This window comes from uncultured Henriciella sp., assembly GCF_964005855.1.
In the GTDB taxonomy this organism is placed as follows: Bacteria; Pseudomonadota; Alphaproteobacteria; order Caulobacterales; family Hyphomonadaceae; genus Henriciella.
On sequence record NZ_CAXFSW010000011.1, the window covers coordinates 35,967 to 57,583 of the forward strand.

Annotated in this window: 22 protein-coding genes; 11 read left to right on the forward strand and 11 right to left on the reverse strand. The window is 60.8% G+C overall.

Features of this window, described 5'->3' with window-relative positions:
- Positions 1 to 3: 3 nt before the first annotated feature.
- Positions 4 to 369 (forward strand): MmcQ/YjbR family DNA-binding protein, encoded by a 366-nt coding sequence (locus ABNU55_RS11615; protein WP_290749104.1) that lies wholly within the window; start codon positions 4 to 6, stop codon positions 367 to 369.
- On the opposite strand, the gene ABNU55_RS11620 is transcribed toward ABNU55_RS11615, so the two are convergent.
- A complete protein-coding gene (locus ABNU55_RS11620; RefSeq protein ID WP_290749101.1) occupies positions 360 to 1,637 on the reverse strand; it encodes an APC family permease in 1,278 nt (425 codons plus the stop codon). The two genes, ABNU55_RS11615 and ABNU55_RS11620, sit on opposite strands and share 10 nt — an antisense overlap.
- 110 nt (positions 1,638 to 1,747) lie before the next feature.
- Here ABNU55_RS11620 and ABNU55_RS11625 point away from each other — a divergent pair, with 110 nt between their 5' ends.
- Positions 1,748 to 2,581 (forward strand): aldo/keto reductase, encoded by an 834-nt coding sequence (locus tag ABNU55_RS11625; RefSeq protein WP_290749099.1) that lies wholly within the window; start codon positions 1,748 to 1,750, stop codon positions 2,579 to 2,581.
- 26 nt (positions 2,582 to 2,607) lie between these two features.
- Here ABNU55_RS11625 and ABNU55_RS11630 read toward each other — a convergent pair whose 3' ends face one another.
- Positions 2,608 to 4,428, reverse strand: a complete 1,821-nt coding sequence (locus ABNU55_RS11630; RefSeq protein WP_290749097.1) for a patatin-like phospholipase family protein — start codon at positions 4,426 to 4,428, stop codon at positions 2,608 to 2,610.
- 152 nt (positions 4,429 to 4,580) lie between these two features.
- Here ABNU55_RS11630 and ABNU55_RS11635 point away from each other — a divergent pair, with 152 nt between their 5' ends.
- The 7 genes from ABNU55_RS11635 (at position 4,581) to ABNU55_RS11665 (ending at position 12,229) form a co-directional block, all read left to right on the forward strand.
- On the forward strand, positions 4,581 to 6,188 hold the full coding sequence (locus ABNU55_RS11635) for a carboxyl transferase domain-containing protein (protein WP_290749094.1): 1,608 nt from the start codon (positions 4,581 to 4,583) through the stop codon (positions 6,186 to 6,188).
- A gap of 77 nt (positions 6,189 to 6,265) precedes the next feature.
- Positions 6,266 to 6,847 (forward strand): NAD(P)H-dependent oxidoreductase, encoded by a 582-nt coding sequence (locus ABNU55_RS11640; protein WP_290749092.1) that lies wholly within the window; start codon positions 6,266 to 6,268, stop codon positions 6,845 to 6,847.
- Between the two features lie 44 nt (positions 6,848 to 6,891).
- Entirely contained in the window at positions 6,892 to 7,983 is a 1,092-nt protein-coding gene (locus ABNU55_RS11645; RefSeq protein WP_290749089.1) for an acyltransferase, read from the forward strand.
- 60 nt (positions 7,984 to 8,043) lie between these two features.
- Positions 8,044 to 8,835 carry an enoyl-CoA hydratase-related protein gene (locus tag ABNU55_RS11650; RefSeq protein WP_290749086.1) on the forward strand — a complete coding sequence of 264 codons (792 nt, stop codon included), beginning with the start codon at positions 8,044 to 8,046 and terminating at the stop codon, positions 8,833 to 8,835.
- A gap of 109 nt (positions 8,836 to 8,944) precedes the next feature.
- A complete protein-coding gene (locus ABNU55_RS11655; protein WP_290749079.1) occupies positions 8,945 to 9,826 on the forward strand; it encodes a DUF817 domain-containing protein in 882 nt (293 codons plus the stop codon).
- Positions 9,792 to 11,729 (forward strand): acetyl/propionyl/methylcrotonyl-CoA carboxylase subunit alpha, encoded by a 1,938-nt coding sequence (locus tag ABNU55_RS11660; protein WP_290749076.1) that lies wholly within the window; start codon positions 9,792 to 9,794, stop codon positions 11,727 to 11,729. The genes ABNU55_RS11655 and ABNU55_RS11660 overlap by 35 nt, the downstream gene beginning before the upstream one ends.
- Before the next feature lie 95 nt (positions 11,730 to 11,824).
- Positions 11,825 to 12,229, forward strand: a complete 405-nt coding sequence (locus ABNU55_RS11665; protein ID WP_290749074.1) for a DUF1489 domain-containing protein — start codon at positions 11,825 to 11,827, stop codon at positions 12,227 to 12,229.
- A gap of 94 nt (positions 12,230 to 12,323) precedes the next feature.
- On the opposite strand, the gene clpA is transcribed toward ABNU55_RS11665, so the two are convergent.
- The 4 genes from clpA to ABNU55_RS11685 form a co-directional block, all read right to left on the reverse strand.
- Positions 12,324 to 14,651 carry an ATP-dependent Clp protease ATP-binding subunit ClpA gene (gene clpA, locus ABNU55_RS11670; protein ID WP_290749071.1) on the reverse strand — a complete coding sequence of 776 codons (2,328 nt, stop codon included), beginning with the start codon at positions 14,649 to 14,651 and terminating at the stop codon, positions 12,324 to 12,326.
- Positions 14,652 to 14,657: 6 nt separating this feature from the next.
- Positions 14,658 to 15,029, reverse strand: coding sequence for an ATP-dependent Clp protease adaptor ClpS (gene clpS, locus ABNU55_RS11675; RefSeq protein WP_348764374.1), 372 nt, complete (start codon positions 15,027 to 15,029; stop codon positions 14,658 to 14,660).
- Positions 15,030 to 15,087: 58 nt separating this feature from the next.
- The gene (locus ABNU55_RS11680; RefSeq protein ID WP_290749065.1) at positions 15,088 to 15,504 is read right to left on the reverse strand and encodes a DUF1499 domain-containing protein; all 417 of its coding nucleotides are present in this window, start codon (positions 15,502 to 15,504) and stop codon (positions 15,088 to 15,090) included.
- A 127-nt stretch (positions 15,505 to 15,631) separates the two neighbouring features.
- Positions 15,632 to 16,045 carry a phasin family protein gene (locus ABNU55_RS11685; RefSeq protein ID WP_290749061.1) on the reverse strand — a complete coding sequence of 138 codons (414 nt, stop codon included), beginning with the start codon at positions 16,043 to 16,045 and terminating at the stop codon, positions 15,632 to 15,634.
- A 214-nt stretch (positions 16,046 to 16,259) separates the two neighbouring features.
- Here ABNU55_RS11685 and ABNU55_RS11690 point away from each other — a divergent pair, with 214 nt between their 5' ends.
- The gene (locus tag ABNU55_RS11690; protein WP_290749059.1) at positions 16,260 to 17,246 is read left to right on the forward strand and encodes a D-alanyl-D-alanine carboxypeptidase family protein; all 987 of its coding nucleotides are present in this window, start codon (positions 16,260 to 16,262) and stop codon (positions 17,244 to 17,246) included.
- 79 nt (positions 17,247 to 17,325) lie between these two features.
- Here the strand turns inward: ABNU55_RS11690 and ABNU55_RS11695 are convergent, their stop codons facing one another.
- Positions 17,326 to 18,222 carry a division plane positioning ATPase MipZ gene (locus tag ABNU55_RS11695; RefSeq protein ID WP_290749056.1) on the reverse strand — a complete coding sequence of 299 codons (897 nt, stop codon included), beginning with the start codon at positions 18,220 to 18,222 and terminating at the stop codon, positions 17,326 to 17,328.
- Positions 18,223 to 18,273: 51 nt separating this feature from the next.
- Entirely contained in the window at positions 18,274 to 18,702 is a 429-nt protein-coding gene (locus ABNU55_RS11700; RefSeq protein WP_290749053.1) for a hypothetical protein, read from the reverse strand.
- Positions 18,703 to 18,784: 82 nt separating this feature from the next.
- Here ABNU55_RS11700 and panC point away from each other — a divergent pair, with 82 nt between their 5' ends.
- Positions 18,785 to 19,648, forward strand: a complete 864-nt coding sequence (gene panC / locus ABNU55_RS11705; protein WP_290749050.1) for a pantoate--beta-alanine ligase — start codon at positions 18,785 to 18,787, stop codon at positions 19,646 to 19,648.
- On the opposite strand, the gene ABNU55_RS11710 is transcribed toward panC, so the two are convergent.
- The 3 genes from ABNU55_RS11710 to ABNU55_RS11720 all read right to left on the reverse strand — a co-directional run bounded on the left by ABNU55_RS11710 (position 19,616) and on the right by ABNU55_RS11720 (position 21,616).
- Entirely contained in the window at positions 19,616 to 20,245 is a 630-nt protein-coding gene (locus ABNU55_RS11710; RefSeq protein ID WP_290749048.1) for a murein L,D-transpeptidase catalytic domain family protein, read from the reverse strand. The two genes, panC and ABNU55_RS11710, sit on opposite strands and share 33 nt — an antisense overlap.
- A 125-nt stretch (positions 20,246 to 20,370) precedes the next feature.
- Positions 20,371 to 21,114 (reverse strand): phosphoadenylyl-sulfate reductase, encoded by a 744-nt coding sequence (locus ABNU55_RS11715; protein ID WP_290749045.1) that lies wholly within the window; start codon positions 21,112 to 21,114, stop codon positions 20,371 to 20,373.
- Positions 21,115 to 21,124: 10 nt separating this feature from the next.
- On the reverse strand, positions 21,125 to 21,616 hold the full coding sequence (locus ABNU55_RS11720) for a DUF934 domain-containing protein (RefSeq protein WP_290749042.1): 492 nt from the start codon (positions 21,614 to 21,616) through the stop codon (positions 21,125 to 21,127).
- Position 21,617 lies beyond the last annotated feature (1 nt).

Here is a 21,617-nt window from a genome sequence, read left to right on the forward strand (position 1 = left end):
CGGTTGGACATCAAGACCTATAACGCATTCTGCGAAACCCTTGCCCATACCAGCCATGTCGTTCAGTGGGGCGGCAGCCATGTCTGGAAGGTGGACGGCAAGGTGTTCGCGATCGCCGGCGATGACAAGCAGGGCGGATTTCGCTGCAGTTTCAAGGTCTCCGAGCTTGCCTTTGATATTCTGAAAGAACAGCCGGGGTGCCAGGGGGCGCCTCATCTTGCTTCGCGCGGCATGAAGTGGATCCAGCGCTTCAGCGAAGAGGCCGTCGATGATGAGGCGCTGAAAGACTATCTGCTTGAAAGCTACCGGCTGGTCTCGCTGGGCCTTTCGAAGCGCCGCCAGCGCGAGCTTGGCCTCAATCAGGACTGACGCAGCCGCTTCAGCAGGAATGGCCGGACGAAATAGGCGACAAGACCAAGAGAGATGACGATGCCGAGGCTGATGGGCGCATTGTGGGCGAGGCGCCAGACAAGGATCACACCCAGAAGAAGCCCGAGCGCAATGCCCGTCAGTGGTATGTACCAAAACCGCCCCAGCTTCCGGATGCAGATCAGGTTCACGGTCAGGAATGTCGCGAGAAAGACGAGGCTTGCCGCCTCCACCAGGTCTGACAGCGATCCTGTCACGGACAGAATGCCTGCCACCAGGCCGAAGCCGATGATCGACGCGTAGGGCGTGCCTTGCCCGTTGGTCCTTGCGAACAGGCTGGGCAGTTCATTGTCCTCGGACACGCGCTTGGCAAGGTTGGCGGAGGAGTAAAGCGTTGAATTGATGGCGGCAGAGGTCGCAAAGCCTGCAGCAATGGTCAGGAGGACAAGGCCGGCAGGGCCCCACGCTTCGCGCGCGGCGACGGCGAGGGCGACGTCTTTCCGCTCGACCACAGTGGAGGCGCCTGCAAGCATTGTGGCGCCGAGCGCGACGGCCACATAGATCGCGACCACGGTAAGCGCAGATCCGACGAGCAGCGGGACGAAGCGGGTCTTTGCCTTGCGGATTTCCTCATACTCATATGTCAGCAGCTGGAAGCCTTCATATGAGACAAAGATGGCCGCTGCCCCGATGAGAGACGCTGAAACCGGCCGTGCCTCGATACCTGCCGTCAGTTGCTCCGGCGCCCACTGAAACAGACCGAATACGGCAAGCGCGACAAGCGCTGAAAGATTGGCGACGACGATCACGATTTCGACGCGCGTCATCTTGCCCAGACCCAGAAGATTAAGACCGGTGAGCCCGCCCATGGCCGCGATGGCAAGGCCCCGCTTGAGCCATTCACCGCCCCCGAAGGCATTGGCCACATACTGGCCGAACGCATAGGCATAGAGTGCAATTGTCAGGACATAGCCGCCCAGAAGGAGCCAGGACAGCGTGCCGGCGAGCCCTTCACGGTCCATTTCTTCCAGAAACTCAAATGCCCCGCCTGACCGGCCCGCATCCACCGAAAGACGGGCATAGCTGAACGCCGATGAGACAGCGACAAGGCCGGCGAGAAGAAAGGACAGCCAGGCCCACTGGCCGGCGGCCTTCACGACGACGCCGAGTGCAACGTAGATCCCGCCACCCACCATGCCGCCCGCCGCAAGTGCAAACACCGATACCGGACCAAGTTTGCCCTCACCGGACGAGGCGCTGTTCGACATGTCGGGTCTCCTGCTCTGCCCACCGCAACGCGGCATTGAGACCGGAACTTGCGAAGCGGCCTTTTCGTTTCTGACTGTGAAGCTTAGCGCACCAACATAAAAGGATGAAAATGACCCTCACAACAAAGCATTTCGGCGTCGACATTCCGGTCATCGGTTTCGGCACCTGGAAACTGAAGGACGACACCGCACATGAGTGCGTCTCCAAGGCGATTGAGGCCGGTTACCGGATGATCGATACGGCGCAGGCCTATGAAAACGAGAAAGCCGTTGGCCGTGGCATCAAGGATGCCCAGCTTCCGCGCGAGGACCTCTGGGTGACCACCAAGGTGTGGATGTCGGAATTCAAGGATGGCGACCTGCAGGAGTCGGTCGAGAAAAGCGTTGATCGGCTCGGGACAGACTATGCCGACCTCATCCTTCTTCACTGGCCAAACAAGGATGTCCCACTTGAAGAGACCATCGGGGCCCTCAATGATGTCCGCAAGAAGGGCCTCACAAAACACATTGGTGTATCCAATTTCACCGTCGATCTGCTTGGGCAGGCGGTGAAATTGTCGGAGGCTCCGATCCTGACAAACCAGATCGAATATCACCCCTTCATCGACCAGACGGCGGTGCTGGAAGCGGCCCATGGTATTGGGACCTCCGTCACGGCGTTCTCGCCGCTTGCCCAGGGCAAGGTGTTTGAGAGCGACGTGCTGAAAGAGATCGGCGAGGCGCATGGCAAGAGCGCGGCGCAGGTCGCGATCCGCTGGTTCGCCCAGCAGCCAGGCATCATCACGATTCCCCGCTCTTCTTCACCGGAGCATCTTCGCCAGAACAATGATGTGCACGATTTTGAGCTCTCGCCGCAGGAGATGGGCCGCATCACGGCGCTCAAGGCCAATCATGAACGCCTGATCAACCCGAGCTGGGCACCGGACTGGGACGCGGCCGCCTAGACCTGACATGCCCCGGTCAGACGCCGTCAGACCTCGTGCAGATCCACGCCCTTGGGTCTGGCGGCGCTCCCCGGTCCGTAGCAGAATTCGGTCAGCGAGCCTTTGGCAATCGCCTTCTGGGCGGCGGTGTAGCCCGCTTCGACCGCCTCCTCGAAAGCGGTCCAGTCACGCAGTTCGATGTCCCGCAGCTCCGGCAAGATCAGCATGTCCACGAGGGCACGGCCTGCGCTGGGATTCACCTTCAACGTAGCTGACCGCATGAGCAGGCCTGCGATGGGCGGGGCCGATGAAAAGCCGTGTTTCCATACCCATTCAAAGAAGCCGGGCGGATTGACGAAATCCTCGGCCTTGAGGCCTTCCGGTGCACGGGCGACGTCCGACCCGATGACGACGCCCCGATGCAGTTCGCGCATCACATCCGTGGGGAAATTGTTGAGCACGGCACCATCGACCAGCACTTCTCCATTATGCACGACCGGTGGCAGAATCCCCGGAAGGGAGATCGTCGCGCGAAGCGCTGTGCGCAGCTGCCCGCGCCGGTGAACGCGGTAGGTCCCATCGGTGAGATTGGTAGAGACGGCAAAGAAGGGAATGTGCAGATCGTCGATATCCACATCGCCGAAATGCTCTTCCAGCCGCCGGTTCACGCGTTTGCCGCGAATGAGGGAAATGACCGGCAGATTGTAGTCGCCGAGGGGGTTGGATTCCACGAAAGCCTTGCGGATACGCCTTTCGATCTCGTCATCCGGCCAGCCCATGGCGACACAGGCGGCCACGACCGCCCCCATGGATGCCCCGCCCGCAAAGTCGATGGGAATCTCAGCTTCCCGCAGGGCACGGACGACGCCGATATGGGCATAGGCCCGCGCTCCGCCCCCCGACAGGATAACCCCGGTTGAGCGCCCGGCCATGACACGGGCAAGGCGCTCACAGCTTGGCGTGTTGAGACCATGCCAGTGAAACAGCCTTGCCGCGCCAGATGCGTCCAGCCAGTCCGCAGGCTGGGAGGCAGGCCGCTGGGAACTGTGATGAAGAAGGATCATGTCGACCAGTTGAAGCGTGCTGGCCGGCGAGTCGTGTGAGGGCAGGAGAGGGTTGGACGGGCGCGCATCGGCCCGCCCGAAGACCCACACCCGGTCGGCCTGACGGGTCGACAGCCGGAACCAGGAGGAATCCCCGACAGACGTCACCAGCATCACAATATCGTAATTGGCTTCCAGCTCGTCGAAATAGCCTGTGGGTTTGTCGCGCCCTTCGGCTTCATCGATGATGCGGCAGTTCATATTGAACCGCTGAAGCGCCTTCTGCAGGGCCTCGGCCCTCAGTTCGAGATCGATGGTTGGCGACGTCGCGACCAGGGCAAATACTTTGGGCGCATTGCGGCGATTGGGTTTGCGGCCCTCCCTCAACCGCATCAACATCACACGGATCATCGAAGACAGGATGTCGGGATCGGCTTTGGTGATCCGGTCAAAGCCCTTGCGTGAAATCTCCAGGACTTCCGAATCTCGCAAGGCGTAGACCGAGCTCGTATGGGGCGCATTGTCCGGCAGCCCGTCGCCATCCTCATCGACGGCGCCTTCGAAAAGGGCCATTTCCCCCACGGGCTCGCCCGCGCGAATATGGCCGAGGAAGTCGGAACGACCGTCCGGCATGGCCTGGAAGGCGCCGAGGGAGCCGGAAAGCACGAAATAGATAGAGTCGGAGATTTCGCCCGCCTTGAACAATTCCCAGCCGGCCGGCAGCGCAAACCATTTTGCCTCGCGCCCGGCCGCTTTCAGGGCGCGTTTGGGAACGTCCCCGAGAATGGGGATCGACTTCAGTGTTGGCGAAATATCGAGACTCATTTGCCTGCCAGTGTGTTCGCTCGGGAAGCTTGTGAAAAGACCTTTCTGAAGCGGCCTAATGGCGCTGATATATGTCAGCGCGATAACCGCCGCGGGATGACATTGCCCTCAACCGGCGATAGGTCTGCAAGAAACAGTCTCCGGGAGGGCCAATGCCCGTACTGAAATCCACGCTCGACACGTCTGGCGAAAAATTCTCGTCGAACCGGCAGGCCATGGAAGGCCTTCTGGAAGAGCTGCGCGAAAAGACGGCAACAGCAGCAAAGGGCGGCTCCGAGCGCGCCCGCACGCGTCATACAGAACGCGGCAAACTCCTGCCGCGCGAGCGTGTCGAACGCCTGCTCGATCCTGGCGCGCCTTTTCTCGAGATCGGCGCGCTGGCTGCCAATGGCATGTATGACGATGACGCCCCCGGCGCCGGCATCATCACCGGTGTTGGCCGCGTCGAGGGCCGCGAGTGCATGATCGTCTGCAATGATGCGACGGTGAAGGGCGGGGCCTACTTCCCGATGACGGTGAAGAAGCATCTGCGCGCGCAGGAGATTGCCGAACAGAACCATCTGCCCTGTATCTATCTGGTCGACAGCGGCGGCGCGAACCTGCCGCATCAGGCAGAGGTCTTCCCCGACCGAGAACATTTCGGGCGTATCTTCTACAATCAGGCCCAGATGAGCGCGAAAGGCATCCCGCAGATCGCGTCGGTCATGGGCTCCTGTACGGCGGGCGGCGCTTATGTCCCGGCGATGTCCGATGAGACCATCATCGTGCGCAAGCAGGGCACGATTTTCCTTGGCGGCCCGCCCCTCGTAAAGGCGGCCACGGGCGAGGAAATCTCCGCGGAGGATCTTGGCGGCGCAGAAGTTCACGCCCGTAAGTCCGGTGTGGCTGACCACTATGCCGCCAATGATGAGCACGCACTCGCCATTGTCCGCTCGATCATCCGCACGCTGCACCAACCAAAGCCTGAAACGGTGGGCATCGCTGAGCCGCGCGAGCCGCTTTATAATCCGCGAGAGCTTCACGGGCTTGTCCCGCGCGACGTGCGAGAGCCATATGATGCGCGTGAAGTCATTGCCCGCACTGTGGACGGGTCCGAGTTTCACGAGTTCAAACAGCTCTACGGCGACACGCTGGTCTGTGGTTTTGCGCATATCTACGGGATGCCGGTCGCGATCCTCGCCAATAATGGCATCCTGTTTTCCGAAAGCGCGCAGAAGGCGGCGCATTTCATTGAGCTTGCCGACCAGCGCCGCACACCGCTCATCTTCCTGCAGAACATCACCGGCTTCATGGTGGGGTCGAAATACGAAGCTGGCGGCATCGCCAAGGACGGCGCCAAGATGGTGACGGCTGTGGCCACCGCCTCAGTGCCCAAGCTTACCGTTGTGACCGGCGGCAGCTTTGGGGCCGGGAACTACGGCATGTGCGGGCGGGCATACTCCCCACGCTTTCTGTTCATGTGGCCGAACGCCCGGATCTCCGTCATGGGCGGCGAGCAGGCAGCCTCGGTGCTTGCGACCGTCCGGCGTGATGGCATGGAGCGGCGCGGCGAAGACTGGAGCGCCGAAGAGGAAGAGGCCTTCAAGGCCCCGATCCGCGAGGCCTATGAGGCGGAAGGCAGCCCCTACTATTCCACTGCGCGCCTCTGGGATGACGGCATCATCGACCCGGCCGATACGCGCCGCGTCCTCGGTCTCTCGCTCGCGGCAAGTCTGAACGCGCCGCTGGGTGAGCGGGGTTTCGGCGTTTTCCGGATGTAACCGATACGCACTGATACGGATTCCGGTCCGCAAGACGTCTGCGCACAATGGTCTTCCCTTCAAGGAGATCGTTCGCCGTGACCCGTATCTGCCTGATCGATGCACATCCCGATGCGGCCGACCACCTCTGTCATGCGCTGGCTGATGCCTACGAACAAGGCGCGCGAAAGGCGGGGCATGACATCGAGCGTATCGATCTTGCGCAACTCGAATTCGGTTTTCTCGAAAAGGTCAGCGATTTCGAGATAGCGCCTCCCGAGCCGGTCCTGTCGGAACGTGAGAAGATTGCGCGGGCCGATCATGTCTGCCTGGTCTTTCCCCTATGGCTTGGCAATATGCCGGCCAGGGCGAAAGCCTTTCTGGAGCTGGCGGCGTGCGGGAACTTCTTTCTTGCGGCGGCCAACAGTTCACGAAACTGGCCGAAGCAGATGATGAAAGGCAAATCGGCCCGGACCATAATCACCATGGGCATGCCGGGGCCGGTCTACAGTCTGGTTTTTGATGCCGGCGCCCTGAAAGCACTGGAGCGGGGCCTGTTCGGGATATCGGGGTTCAAACCGGTTCGCCACACCATCCTTGGCGGCGTTGAACAGGCGGGTGATGAGGCACGGCAAAAATGGTTTCGGAAAATAGATCTGCTCGGCCAAAGGGCTGAATAAGCGGGTTTTCTCCCTCCTGTTTTCCTTGCAAGCAGACGGAAGCCATGTCACCCGGTCAGGCCTTGTTGCACCTGACTGGAGGCGAGGCGCTGGCCACCAACCGTTTCGATCTGCTGCGTCTGCTCTTTGCCGGCGGTGTCGCCGTTTTCCACGCCGTGGCCCTGTCGGCGATCGCACCGCTTTCTGATCTTGAGAACGTGCTCTCCCACCTTGCCGAGCTCTGCATCGAAGGCTTCTTCATTGTGTCCGGCGCGCTTGTCTTCGGGTCTCTGGCGCGGGCGGATGATCTGGCGGATTATGCGGGTAAACGGGTCCGCAGGTTGTATCCCGCCTATGCCGTTATCATCCTCCTGCCTGCACTGGTTAGCCTCATTATTGCCGGGCCGGGCGCTCTGGCTCAGATCGCCCATTATCTCGGCGCCAATCTCGTCTTCCTGAACTTTCTGTCGCCCGAGCTGCCAGGGCTGTTTCAGGGCCAGCGCTTTGAGGAGGTCAATGGCGCGCTCTGGACCCTCAAGATCGAGGTGATGTTCTATCTGGCCTTGCCGGTCATTGCCGCCCTGATGCGTTTGGCCGGCAGAGGGGGTTGGGTAGTGCTTCTTGTCCTCTATGTCGCGGGCGAAGCGTGGCGGCTGCTGGTCCCGGCCATTCTGGAGGGGGACGGTGTGGCGGGGATGCTCAATGCCTATGGCCCCCAGATCGCCCGCCAGCTACCCGGACAGATGGCTTTCTTTGCCAGCGGCATGGCGCTCTGGCTGATGTGGGATCAGGTCAAGACCCGTCCCGGCCGGTTCGGGCTCGTTGGTTTCGTCCTCTTCGCGGCCTCGTGGCTGCCCTGGCTGGAGCCGCTGCGCGCGGCAGGACTGGCCGGCCTCATCGCCTGGGCGGCATTCGCACCGGGACCGGTGCTCAATGCAGCTCGGTTCGGCGATATCAGCTATGGGCTCTATATCGCGCATTTCCCCATCATTCAGATGATTGTTATGGCCGGTGTCTTCAGCGCCGCTGGTCCCTCCATCGGCTTTGCGGCGGCAGCCGTTCTGACTGTGGCTGCAAGCTTTCTTCTCTGGTGGCTGGTGGAGAAACCGGCCCTGCGCAAAGACAGCCATTACCGGCAGGCTGCGCGCGACAGCTGACAGGCGTTTTCAAGACGGCCAATCGCGCCTAGTTTCGCTTCCAGATCACAGGAGACCTCAATGGCCTACCAGACCATTTCGCTTGATGCGACGCCGGGTGGCATTGCCATCATTACCCTCGACCGGCCCGAAAAACACAATGCCTTCAACGCCATTGTCATCGATGAGCTGACCGATGCGCTGGAGACGCTGGAAGAACAGACCACCATCCGCATGGTCATCCTGCGCGGCAACGGGCCGAGCTTTTCAGCCGGGGCTGATCTGGAATGGATGAAAGCGGCGGCCGACTATACCCGCCATGAGAATGAAGAGGACGCCTACAAGCTGGCCGAAATGCTGCGCAAGCTTGCCAATCTGCCTCAGATGACCGTGGCGCTGGTCCATGGGGCCGTCATGGGCGGCGGGGCAGGGCTGGTGGCCGCCTGCGATATCGCGGTCGCCATGCAGGATACCAAGTTCCGCTTCTCAGAGGTGCGCCTTGGTCTGACGCCGGCAACGATCAGTCCCTTTGTCATCTCTGCCATCGGGCCGCGCTGGGCGAAGGCGCTTTTCGTTTCGGCAGAAAGCTTCGACGCCGCCTTCGCAGAGCGGATCGGCCTTGTTCAATATGTCGTCGAAACCGATGAGGGCCTTCTGCAGATGGAGGAATATCTCGCGGACCTCGCCAGCAAGGCCGCGCCCGGTGCCATCCATGACAGCAAACGCCTCGTCCAGGATTTCGCAGGCGTCGAGATCGATCAGGGCCTCAGCCATGAGACCGCAAAGCGCATCGCGGCCCGCCGTGCCAGCGATGAAGGCAAGGAAGGCCTCACGGCATTCCTTGAAAAGCGCAAGCCCAGCTGGACTGAATAGATCGGGTGGGGAGAGGCCTGTGCAACGCGCCTCAAAACCGGCTTTTGAGTGCACAGATGACCTTATAGGCGCCATTCAGGTGCCTTGTTGAAAAGCGAGACAGCCTGTCATGTGGACATGGACCCAATGGCAGGACTGGCTTTCGGCGAGGCGAGAGAGGATCAGGCAGCGTCTTGTGCGCGGGGCCTGGTCGACAGCGCTGTTCGAGTTTCTGAGTTTCGGCATCAAGCAGGGCTGGGCCTGCATCTTCGGCGGGCTCTTGCTGGCCCTTATGCTGGGCACTCACCTCTATTACCCCGAAGACGCCTGGCTCAGCCGCTACGACTTTCTGGTCATCGCAGCAGTCCTCATCCAGATCGTGTTGATCGCCACGGGTCTGGAAAGTCTGGAGGAAGCCAGGGTCATTCTGGCGTTTCACATCGTCGGCACGATCATGGAGCTGTTCAAGACCCATGCGGGCAGCTGGGTCTACCCCGAAGACAGTTTCCTGCGGATCGGCGGTGTGCCGCTCTATTCAGGCTTCATGTATGCGGCGGTCGGCAGCTATCTCGCACGGGTGTGGCGGCTTTTCGATTTCCGGTTTGACCGCTTTCCGCCGCTCTGGCTGCAGGCGCTTCTGGCGGCTGCGATCTATCTCAATTTCTTCACCCACCATTTTACGCTGGATATCCGCAATGGCCTCTTCGCCGCGACCGTCCTGATCTACGGGCGCTGTGTGGTCTGGTTCAGGCCTGACCGGGCCTACAGGCCCATGCCTCTGATCATCGGTTTTGGCCTGGTTGCACTTTTTATCTGGTTTGCCGAAAATATTGGAACACTTGCGCGGGCCTGGAGCTATCCAGGGCAGGAGTCAGCCTGGAAACTTGTCTCTCCGGCAAAATTCGGCTCTTGGTACCTGCTGATGATCATAAGTTTCGTGCTGGTGGCCCTGATCCACCGGCACCGGAAAGGACAAGATGCTGAACAGCCTGCTGATCGCGAACCGGGGTGAGATTGCCTGCCGGATCATAGAGACCTGCAAGCGCCTCGGCGTGCGCACGGTGGCTGTCTATTCCGATGCTGATGTCTATGCCCGGCACGTCGCCATGGCGGATGAGGCTGTCCACATTGGCGCCGCCCCGGCCACTGAAAGCTACCTGAAAGGCGATCGCATCATTGACGCTGCGAAGGCGGCTGGCGCCGAGGCCATCCATCCGGGCTATGGCTTCCTGTCAGAGAATGCAGACTTCGCGGACGCCGTTGTCAAAGCCGGGCTCATCTGGGTTGGGCCGACGGCTGAGACGATCCGGTCCATGGGGCTCAAGGATGAGGCCAAGCGCATTGCCGAAGAGGCTGGCGTGCCGGTCTTGCCCGGCTATCGCGGCGAGGCGCAGGATGCCGGCACGCTGGAAGGGGAAGCCGAGCGGATCGGCTATCCGCTATTGATCAAGGCCGTGGCCGGGGGCGGCGGGCGTGGTATCCGTCTGGTGTCGAGACGCGAAGACCTCGCCGGCGAACTGGAAAGCGCCGTGCGCGAAGCAAAATCCTCTTTCGGCGATGGCCGTGTGATGCTGGAAAAACTCGTCGAGCGGCCACGCCATATCGAGGTTCAGGTCTTCGGTGACAGCCATGGAGGCGCCGTCCATCTCTATGAGCGTGACTGTTCCTTGCAGCGCCGCCGGCAGAAAGTGGTTGAGGAAGCCCCCGCGCCCGGCATGCCCGAGGATGTGCGTGCCGCCATGACCGGCGCAGCCGTCAGCCTGGCGAAAGCGGTTGGCTACCAGGGGGCTGGCACCGTCGAATTCATCGTCGATGGCACCCGCCCCCTAGCGAAGGACACCTTTTTCTTCCTTGAGATGAATACCCGCCTCCAGGTTGAGCATCCCGTGACGGAACTCATCACCGGTACAGACCTTGTTGAATGGCAGCTGCGTGTTGCTTCAGGCGAAAAACTGCCGCTGGAACAGGGCGATATCCCGCTGAACGGACACGCAATCGAGGCCCGCATCTGTGCTGAGGACCCGGCCGACAATTTCCGGCCCGGGGCAGGGCGGCTCTATGCGTTCAGCCTGGGCGATGTGGAGCGTTTGTCGGAAAGCAGCGCCGGTGCGCCGGAGGGCAGTCTGGAGGATGATCTCATCCTCTACCGGCTCGATAGCGGCTTTGGCGCAGGCGATACCGTGCCAGCGGTCTACGATTCCATGATTGCGAAAGCCATCGTGAAAGGCTGGGACCGCGAGAGTGCTGTCGATGCGCTGGCCGATAGTCTCGGCGAGAGTATCGTGGCCGGCATTCCCAGCAATATCGGCTTTCTGAAACGCTGCCTCGACCATCCGGTCTTCCGCTCCGGTGAGCATCATGTGAACTGGATCGCCGATGAGATCGATGCGCTGACCCAGCCAAAGCTCGACACGCGTGAGGCCGCCGGGCGCCTCGTCGCACATGCGCTGATGAGGCCTGGCGATGATGGCCCGTTTGATCGCAGGGATGGCTGGCGGATGAACGCGCCGGCGCGCCGGTCCATGCGCCTTAAACTGGATGGTGAGATTGCCGAGATCACGCCAGACCCGGCCGAGGCGCCCGTCATCATGCCGGCGGTCTCCATTACCGATCACAGCTTCGCCGTGGGCATCGATGGCGACACGGTACTCGTCGACATCCCGGATTATGAGGCCGAAGCCGAAGCCATTGCAGGCGGCGACAAGGTCTCGGCCCCCATGCCGGGCAAGGTCATCGACCTTCGTGTCCAGCCGGGCGATGAGGTTTCCAGAGACCAAACGCTCGCCGTGATGGAAGCCATGAAGATGGAGCACAGCCTGAAAGCACCCCGCGACGGGGTCGTGAAGGCAGTGGGCGCCGAAGTGGGGGAACAGGTTGCCGAAGGTGTGATGCTCGTCGAGCTTGAGGAAATCTAGCCTCCGCCGGCTGGTGAGCCGATTGCTGCTTTTAAGGCAGGTCGGGACTGGCCTCGCTGTGTCTGCCCATTAAATTCATGGGCGTGAGCCTGAACATGGTCAAACTCTGCGTGGGCGCCGAAGAGATCGGCGACCTTGAAGCGTGGCAAAAGCGCGTGATGCGGACGCGCAAGCAGCCCGTTCATCAGACGCGCATGGTCCCCAAACGGATCGACGAGCTGCTTGATGGCGGCTCGATCTACTGGGTCATCAAGGGCATCATACAGGTCCGCCAGCCTTTTGCAGACATTCGCGTCATAGAGGACCGCAATGGCCGCAAGGCGTGCGAGCTTGTGCTGGACCCGAAGCTGACGCTGGTCGAGCCGACCCCCAAACGCCCTTTCCAGGGCTGGCGCTACCTCAAACCGGATGAGGCCCCGCTGGATATCCGGCGTGACGGCAAGGCCGACGAAATTCCCCCAGCGCTTCATGCCAAGCTGAAAGAGGCGATGGTCTGGTAAGCCATCCGGCTTCTGGGATCAGACCCGTTCCCACAATATAGAAAAAGCCCTCGCGCGCTGGCGAGGGCTCAATCGGTTGTCTAAGGCTTCGGGCCTATTCGACCTCTTCAGGCTTGCCCGGCTTTTTCTTCTTCGACTTGGACTTCTTGCTCTTGTCCTCGATGTATTCGAAGGCGAGCTTTTCGGGGTCTTCCATGTCCACCGTGATCTTCACGGCGCCGCCCTTGGCGAGCTTCCCAAAGAGAAGCTCCTCGGCCATCGGCTTCTTCACATGTTCCTGAATGGTACGGGCCAGCGGACGGGCCCCGAATTCCTCGTCAAAGCCGCGCTCTGCCAGCCAGTCACGCGCCTCCTCTGAGAGCTCGATGGTGACGTTGCGGTCAGCAAGCTGGACTTCCAGCTGAAGCACGAACTTCTCGACCACGCGCTCGATGATCTCCGGCGTCAGTCCGCCAAATGTGATCGTCGCGTCGAGGCGGTTGCGGAATTCCGGCGTGAAGAGGCGTTTCAGCGCTTCTTCCTGCTCGTCTTCCTTCTTGCCACGGCCAAAGCCGATGGAGTTCTTCGCCGCATCCGACGCACCGGCATTGGTGGTCATGATCAGGATCACATTGCGGAAGTCGACCTTGCGGCCGTTTGCATCCGTCAGCGAGCCATTGTCCATGACCTGAAGCAGGATGTTGAACAGGTCCTGATGGGCCTTCTCGATCTCATCGAGCAGCAGCACACAGTGCGGATGCTGCATGACGCCATCGGTCAGAAGGCCGCCCTGATCGAACCCGACATAGCCGGGAGGCGCACCGATGAGGCGCGACACCGTATGGCGCTCCATATATTCCGACATGTCGAAGCGCAGCAGCTCCACGCCCATGATGGAGGCGAGCTGGCGGGCGACTTCCGTCTTGCCGACACCAGTCGGGCCGGTGAACAGATAGGAGCCAATTGGCTTGTTCGGTTCGCGAAGGCCGGCGCGCGACAGCTTGATCGCAGAAGACAGCGCCTCGATGGCCTGGTCCTGACCGTAGACCACACGCTTGAGGTCCGGCTGCAGGTTCTTGAGGGCGATCGCGTCGTCCTTTGTGACCTGTTTCGGGGGGATGCGTGCGATCTTGGCGATCACCGCCTCGATCTCCTTTGTCCCGATCTGTTTGCGGCGGCGGCTTTCCGGCACGAGCCACTGCGTGGCGCCGGCTTCATCGATCACATCGATGGCCTTGTCCGGCAGCTTGCGGTCGGTGATGTAGCGGGCCGACAGCTCCACGGCCGTCTTGATCGCGTCATTGGTATAGCGGATGCCGTGAAAGTCCTCGAAGGTCGGCTTGAGGCCGGTGAGGATCTTGATCGTGTCCGGCACGGATGGCTCAACCACATCGATCTTGCGGAACCGGCGGGCGAGAGCACGGTCCTTCTCGAAGTGCTGTTTGTACTCCTTGAAGGTCGTCGAGCCCATGCAGCGGACCTCGCCGCTCTGCAGGGCAGGCTTCAGCAGGTTGGATGCATCCATCGCGCCGCCGGACGTTGCGCCGGCGCCGATTACTGTATGGATCTCGTCGATGAACAGGATGCCTTTCTCCTGCTCGCTGATTTCCTTCATCACGGCCTTCAGCCGCTCCTCGAAATCGCCGCGATAGCGCGTACCGGCCAGCAGGGCGCCCATATCAAGGGCCCAGATGACCGCATCGTCGAGAATTTCCGGCACTTCGCCGTCGACGATCTTCTTGGCGAGGCCTTCGGCGATGGCCGTCTTGCCGACACCCGGATCGCCCACAAGAACCGGATTGTTCTTGGACCGGCGGCAGAGCACTTCGATACAGCGCTCGATCTCGAAATCGCGCCCGATCAGCGGATCGACCTTGCCCTGCTTGGCCTTCTCATTGAGGTTCACGCAATAGGCTTCCAGCGCCTCTTTCGCAGGCCCCGGCTTCTGTTGCTGTTCGGTCTCCTCGGATCCACGCGGCGTTGTCGAGCGCGACATGCCCGGCGATTTAGCGAGGCCATGCGAGACGAAGTTCACCGCATCATAACGCGTCATGTCCTGTTCCTGGAGGAAGTAGGCGGCATGGCTTTCGCGCTCGGAGAAGATGGAGATGAGGACGTTAGCGCCAGACACCTCGTCGCGGCCCGAGCTTTCCACATGGAGGATTGCGCGCTGCACCACACGCTGGAAGGCGGCGGTGGGCTGCACGGCTGTGGCCGGGCTGTCGGTGATAAGGCTGGACAGCTCGTCATCGATATACTGCGTCAGCGACTGGCGCAGCTGCGGGATGTCGACCTTGCAGGCCGTCATCACTTCCACCGCATCGGTGTCTTCAGTCAGGGCCAGAAGCAGGTGTTCGAGCGTCGAATATTCATGCGAGCGCTCACCAGCGAGGTTGAGGGCTTTTTCCAGGGCAGTTTCGAGACTGTCAGTCAGTGAGGGCATCTAGCTTTAATCCTCTTTTTCCATCGTGCATTGCAGAGGATGTTCGTTGCGCCGCGCCAGGTCCATCACCTGGGCAACCTTTGTTTCGGCGACCTCGAAAGTATAGACGCCGCACACCCCCACACCTTTCTGGTGAACATGCAGCATAATCCGAGTCGCCTGTTCCGGGCTCTTGTTGAAGAATTGCTCCAGAATGAAGACCACAAACTCCATTGGCGTGTAGTCATCATTCAGAAGCAGTACCCGGTACATGCTTGGTTTTTTCGTTTTGACCCGTGTCTCGGTGACGACGCCCGTGCCGTCATTGTCGTCGGTGCGGGCTGGGCCGGAAGGGCCTTCCGGGTCAGCGAGCAGGGGTCTGAAATCTTTTGCGGCCATGGTCATGACTTAGGTTTGCTGGTTGGCTTTTTAAGCCTGATACGTTCTTTGTCCCCGATCAAGCTGTGGCTGCCGCATTTCCTTTCAACTCCGCGAGCAGCGATTGGACGCGCTTGCGGTTGGCGTTGAAATCATACTTTCCGACGCGTGAGCGTGAATAGACGGCAAGGGCAGAGGTCTGCCCATCCTCGGAAGCGGGGTAGGCCTTGAGCGAAATGTCGTCCTTGAACTTCAGCAGCTTGGTCACCGCGACGAATTCAAGCTGATGCTCAGCTTCATCGCTTTCCCCGAGTTTCCAGTCGTCATGGCCCGATACCATGGACTGAACCCGTTTGAACAAAGCTGCAGGGGATTCGCCGAAAACAGGGGAGGTTTCGTCGGCCTCGCTTGGCGATTTAACATTGCCGGGCAGGACGAGATAGGTATTTGGCGTATCAGGCCGCTGGAGCGTTTCGAAGGACGTGAACTGGCTCATGCTTCAAATATAGGTCGCGAACCGGCTGCATGCACGGGCTGCGCTGCAGAGAGCCCGACGAAAAAGGCCGGCTGTCATCACAGCCGGCCTTCCTGAAATGGTCATGCCTGTTTTTGAGGCAGGCAGATCAGGCGGCTTTTGCCTTGGAAGCGGCTTCCTTCGTGGTCGCCGTGGCTTCCTTCGCGTAGCCAGCGAACGGCTCGAAGCAATCTTTCATCGCGGTGGTGTAGATGCCAGCCAGCTCGCTGAGGCCGTCCATATGGGCCTTCACAGCATTGCGCATATAGGCCGACTGGATTTCCATCGCTTCTTCCATCGTGGTCGCGCCAGCAAGCGTTTTGCCGGTCTCGACGGTCATGCTCATGCGGTCCTGTGCCTGGCGCATGACAGCGGCGCTGACGTCCTGAAAGCTCTTGACGGAAGCCTTGGCGCTTTCGGTGCTTGCGGACATTGCGTCCTTGCCCATTTCGCCAAAGGGGAATGCCTTGACGAAGGTCTGCGGATCGAACGTGCCGAACATTGTGGTTTCAGTTTTAGCCATGAAGCAATCTCCTTCTATGCCGTTAACATAGGGGAATCTGTTCGCGCTTGCAACATGTTTTTGTGCGGTGCACAAAAATTACGCCCGAGCCGGGAATTTCGGGTTAACCGATCGCGCATGGCGGTTAACGACTGGATAACTCAAATCTAGCACTCTAGGGTCAGGCCCGGTGGCAGCCGGGGGATCTGCAGCCATCGCATCATGGGAGGATTATATGAAATTCGGCTTCGGTAGAAGGATGAGTGAAATCCTGTTTGGTGCGGTTGCCATCGCGCTGATGCTGTCGCCGGTGGCCCATGCAGAGAAATATGCCTCCATCGTTGTCGATGCAGATACCAATGAAGTCCTCCATGCGCGCTTTGCAGATGAGCCGCGCTATCCTGCCTCCCTGACCAAGGCGATGACCCTCTATATGGTTTTCGATGCGCTGAAGTCCGGTGAGCTGACCCTCTCGGAAGATATGCCGGTCTCGCGCGCGGCCGCCTCGCAGCCGCCCTCCAATCTTCGCCTGACGCCCGGCTCGACCATTTCAGTGCGTGACGCCATCCGCGCCCTTGTCACCAAGTCCGCCAATGATGTGGCCGTCGTGATCGCAGAACGGCTGGGCGTGACGGAATCGCGCTTTGCGACGCTCATGACCGCCAAGGCTCACGCGCTTGGCATGTCGCGCACCACGTTCCGGAATGCCTCGGGCCTTCCGGATGCGCGTCAGGTCTCCACAGCCCGGGACATGGCGATCCTGGCTGAACGCCTTCTGGAGGATCATGCCGGTTATTATCATTATTTCTCGACCGACAGCTTCCAGTGGGGCTCGCGCAAATATCCAAACCACAACGCGCTTCTGAACTCGGTTGACGGCGTCGATGGCATCAAGACCGGCTATACCCGCGCCTCCGGTTTCAATCTCATGACCTCTGCGCGCCGGGACGGGCGCCGCGTCATCGCGATCATGTTCGGCGGCTCCACCTCGCGCTCGCGCAATGAGCATGTGACGGATCTGGTGGAGGCGGCCTTCAACAGCTTCAACACCCAGCAGATGGATGATGCGGTGATGACCAGCTATGCGATGAGCGCGCCCAATAGCCCGGCCCATCAGGACGGGGCCGCGCTGCCCATGCTGAACGGTCAGGTCTTCGTGCCGGTCGTGGGTGAGGGCGATGAGAGCGGCGCCGTGATCGAGGCTCAGGCCCCCGCCAACTAGGCTGCGGCTTTCACCAATTCCAGACAGACAAAAGGGGCGCAGATGCGCCCCTTGATCGTTCAGGCTCCAGGATGCCGGTCTAGATCGTGATCTCGTTATCGGCGAGTTCCGGCAGGCGCAGCATGCCGACAAGCTCGCGAAGCTCCTGGCGGGCGGCAACATGGCTCATCGTGAAGGCAAAGTTCGATCCCTTTTCGGTGAGGTCCAGCAGCGTCAGCCCGGCCGGGAAAAGCTCGCGATAGATGACCCGCTCTGAAAGCCCGGGCGCAAGGCGGAAACCGATCCGTTTGGACAGATTATCCAGCGCTTCGCCGACCTTCTGCTTGTTGCGCGCTTCCAGCGGCGACATCCGGTTGCGCATGACGATCCAGTCGATCTGCTGGCGGGTCTGCTGCGCTTTTACCTTGCGGCAATTCCAGACCATTTCCGAATAGAAGCTGGGCGAGAGCACCTTGAGGGTCTGTGGATTGACGTCCCCCAGAAGGTCGAAATCGACGAAGCTGTCATTCAGCGGCGTGATGAGTGTGTCAGCCTTTGAATGGGCGAGGCGCGACAGGAAGGTGTCGCTGCCGGGCGCGTCGATCAGGATCATGTCGCAGGAGGTTTTCAGCCGTGCGATGGCGCTTTCCAGCCGTTCGGTCTCTTCGGCCTCCGCATCGTCCAGGGCGCGCTGCTCGCTCGCATCGACGCGGATGATTTCCGGCATCGGCAGGCGAGAGCCTGTGGATTCTGTCCAGCGCTGGCGATTTTCCAGATAGCGGGTGAAAGAGCGCTGGCGCACATCAAGGTCGATGGCGCCCACCCGTTTGCCCAGCCGGAGCAGGGCAATACAGAGGTGCATGGCGACCGTCGATTTACCGGCGCCGCCTTTCTCATTTCCGATGACGATGATGCGGCAGTTGCGTGAGCCGGCGCCTTGTGGGCGCTGGTCTTCAGTGCCGGCCGGTCCGATGGAGCCGAATCCGTCTGCTGGCATGGCAGGCCTCCCCAATGATCTGTTGTGTTCGTCTGATTGCCGGAAGGCCCGTCAGGCGGGCATCGCTTCGGGCGATCGCGCGAACAGGAATCTGTCGAGCCGCTCGATGACGGGTACAGGTGGCCGCGGAGCTGCCGGACGATCGAACAGCTCATCGTCGAACAGCGCCTCGTCTTCAAGCGAGCTATAGTCGGAAAATTCGACACGGTAGCAGGTCGGGCGTTCCTCGCGGATCGGCGCCTCGCTGGCCACGTCGACCAGGCAGTTGCGCAGCCTGCAGAGAGATGCGGTCAGCCGTGAAAGCACATCCGGCTTGCCGACCACCGGGCGCTCATCCTCAAACAGCCAATCGTCATGCCGAAGCCTGTCAGTGGCCAGGGCATCGCGGCCGGCAGAACTTTGTGTCACAAGACGGCGCGGGCGCTTTTTCGATTTGAACGGAAGGGCCGCCCGGGCCAGAAGTGTTTGCAAACGAGGCATGTCGGACTTTCTCATAAGTGAACAAATCGGCTGAATTGGTTAACACCTCGTTGAGGAAATCAGAATTCGGAGGCATCTCCAAGTGAGCTTTCAGGAAGCGAACATTGTCAGGAGTCGCGAGGCTCTCCAGAGCCAGATCGCAGTTGCTCGCAGGAAAGGGCAGCGTATCGGATTCGTTCCGACGATGGGCGCCCTGCATGACGGGCATATCTCTCTCGTGCGCAGGGCCAGTGAAAAGGCCGACTTTGTCGTGGCCAGCATTTTCGTGAACCCGACCCAGTTCGCGCCGGGCGAGGACCTCGACAGGTATCCGCGCGATGAGGAGGGCGATGTGGCCCGCCTGAGTCAGGCAGGGTGCCATCTCGTCTATTGCCCGGGCGTTGAGGAAATGTACCCCGAAGGCTCCGTCACGAACGTCCGCGTAGAAGAGATGTCAGATCTGCTCGACGGGATCTATCGGCCGCACTTCTTTTACGGCGTGGCAACGGTCGTGGCGCGGCTCTTCATTCACGTCCAGCCGGACGTCGCCGTCTTTGGTGAGAAGGACTACCAGCAGCTGCAGATCATCAAGCGGATGGTCCGTGACCTTGGCTTTGGCATCGAGATTGTTGGCGGCAAGACCTGGCGGGATGAAGACGGGCTCGCCCAGTCCTCGCGCAACGCCTATCTCAGCGAGGAAGAGCGCCAGCGCGCCAATGCCATGTTTGCTGCCCTGCACCGGGCCGCCGCGCGTATCCGCATCGGCGTGCCCGTGGCCGAGGCCATAAAGGAAGCCCGCAGCTTCATTCTCGCCGCGGGCTTTTCCAGACTGGATTATGTAAATGCGGTCGACCCGGCGAGCCTGCAGGATCTGCCTGACGGCCCTCTGGCGGAGGACCAGGCCTGCCGCCTGCTTGCCGCCGCCTGGATGGGATCAACCCGCCTGATTGACAATCTCGGCGTATAGCTGCTCGTTCAGTTCCGGGCCGCGCGTATAGATCAGCGTGCCTTCGGCAATGCGCGGAATTAGGTCTGCCGCCACGGCCTGTTCAAGCGCCGGGCAACCCCAGCTGCGGCCGATCTTGGTGCCGCCAGGAAAGACATAGTCAGCGCCGTGGATGACGATGGCGCGGTCGCGGGCCAGCGAATTGGCGTCGTCCAGACCATCAAGGCGCAGCGAAAGGCCGTGTTTGCCGTAATAGGTCTCAGCTGTGACGAAGGTGCCGAGAGACGACATCTTCGACCCGGAAATATTGGAGAAGGTGTCAGCAATGCCGTCATGGTCGGGGTCCGAGCCCTGACCATGTGAAACGAGATATCCGTCCGCCGTCATTGTTTCCATATCGACGAGAAAAAAACGCGGCTCGCTGGAATGGCGCCTGTAATCGATCACGATCATGTAGCGATCATTCGCAATCTTGTCGGCATGTGCCGTGCGCGCTGCGAGTGCTTCGCTCCAGAGGTCGGGACCCATGGCGCTCTGCGGCGCCTTGGCAAAGGCGGCAGATCCAATCGTTGCGATTGCGGCGAGAGATAACGAGAGGAAACGGATAAATGTCTGCATGGTTCCCACCCTGCCGTAAAAATTTGGCAGAAGTTGGGAGGACCGGCAAAAAGGTTCCCCGCAAACTGCAATAAAGACTGCAGATTACGGGGAATTCACATTCTCTGGGGAGGGTATGCGCCGCTTTAGAAGACGCGCGGGCGCTCCGCCTTGTCGACATGGAGGCCGCATTCCGTCTTCGCCATGCCGGCCCAGCGGCCAGAGCGGATATCCGACGGGTCCTCGGCCGGGCGGGTGCAAGGCCAGCAGCCAATCGAGGGATAGCCCTGATCGACCAGCGGGTGGCGCGGCAGGTTGCGCTGCACGAAGAAGCGGTCGACGTCTTCCTGGGTCCAGCTCGCCAGCGGGTTCACCTTGAAGCGGCCGGCCGAGTGCTCAAACACAGGCAGGCTCATACGGGCACCGCCATGAAAGCGTTTGCGCCCGGTAATCCAGGCGTCGAAGCCTTCCAGCGCCGGTTCCAGCGGACGTACCTTGCGCAGGGCGCAGCAGGCATCCGGGTCGCTCTGCCAGAGACGGTCCTTGGGATCGAGCACCTTGCGCTCGGTCTCATTCGGCGGGGTCTCCCGCACATTGGTGAGGCCGAGCTGGTCGATCAGCTTGTCCTTGTAGTCCAGCGTCTGCGGGAAATGCAGGCCGGTCTCAAGGAAGATCACCGGAAAGTCCGGATCGACATCTGCGATGAGCGCCAGCATCACGGCGCTTTCGGCGCCAAAGCTGGACACATAGGTCAGTTTTTGCGGCCATTCGCGCAACAGCGAGGCGCGCAGGATCGTGGTCGCCGAAGCGTGTCGCAGTTCGCCGTTCAGCCGGGCGAGCCGTTCCTCAACGGGTTGCTGCAGTCGCGTCTGTTGATCGGCATAGGGCATGTAAGCGCCTTTATTCCTTTCCATGCCGGCGGCGAAATACGGGCACACGCCCATCTGCTGCCGGCTGATATACCGCTGAAAATTCTTCCAGCGCGTCTATGACAGAAGCTAGTTCGGCCCGCTCGGTCTCAAAAGCGTCGAACCCTGAACGGTTCATATAGAGAATCTGATCTCGCAGGACGTGGCCGACCGCGCGAAGCTCGCCCTCATAGCCAAACCGCCGGCGCAGGAGCTGGGCCTGGGAATAGCCGCGCCCGTCTGTATATTTTGGAAAATTCACCTCGATCAGCGCCAGCCGGTCCAGGAATTCCGCCAGCTCGTGCGGATCATCTGCCGGCTCCAGACGGACCCCGATCTCAGTATTTCTCGCAAGCAGCATCTCTGTCTCACTGCGGAAGCGGGCGAGAGATACGGTAATGCATCCACCCGGTGAAAGCGGGGCGTCATCGGGCACATAGGCCCAGATATCGTCGACTTCGCGGCGGTCCTTGATAAGCGGCATT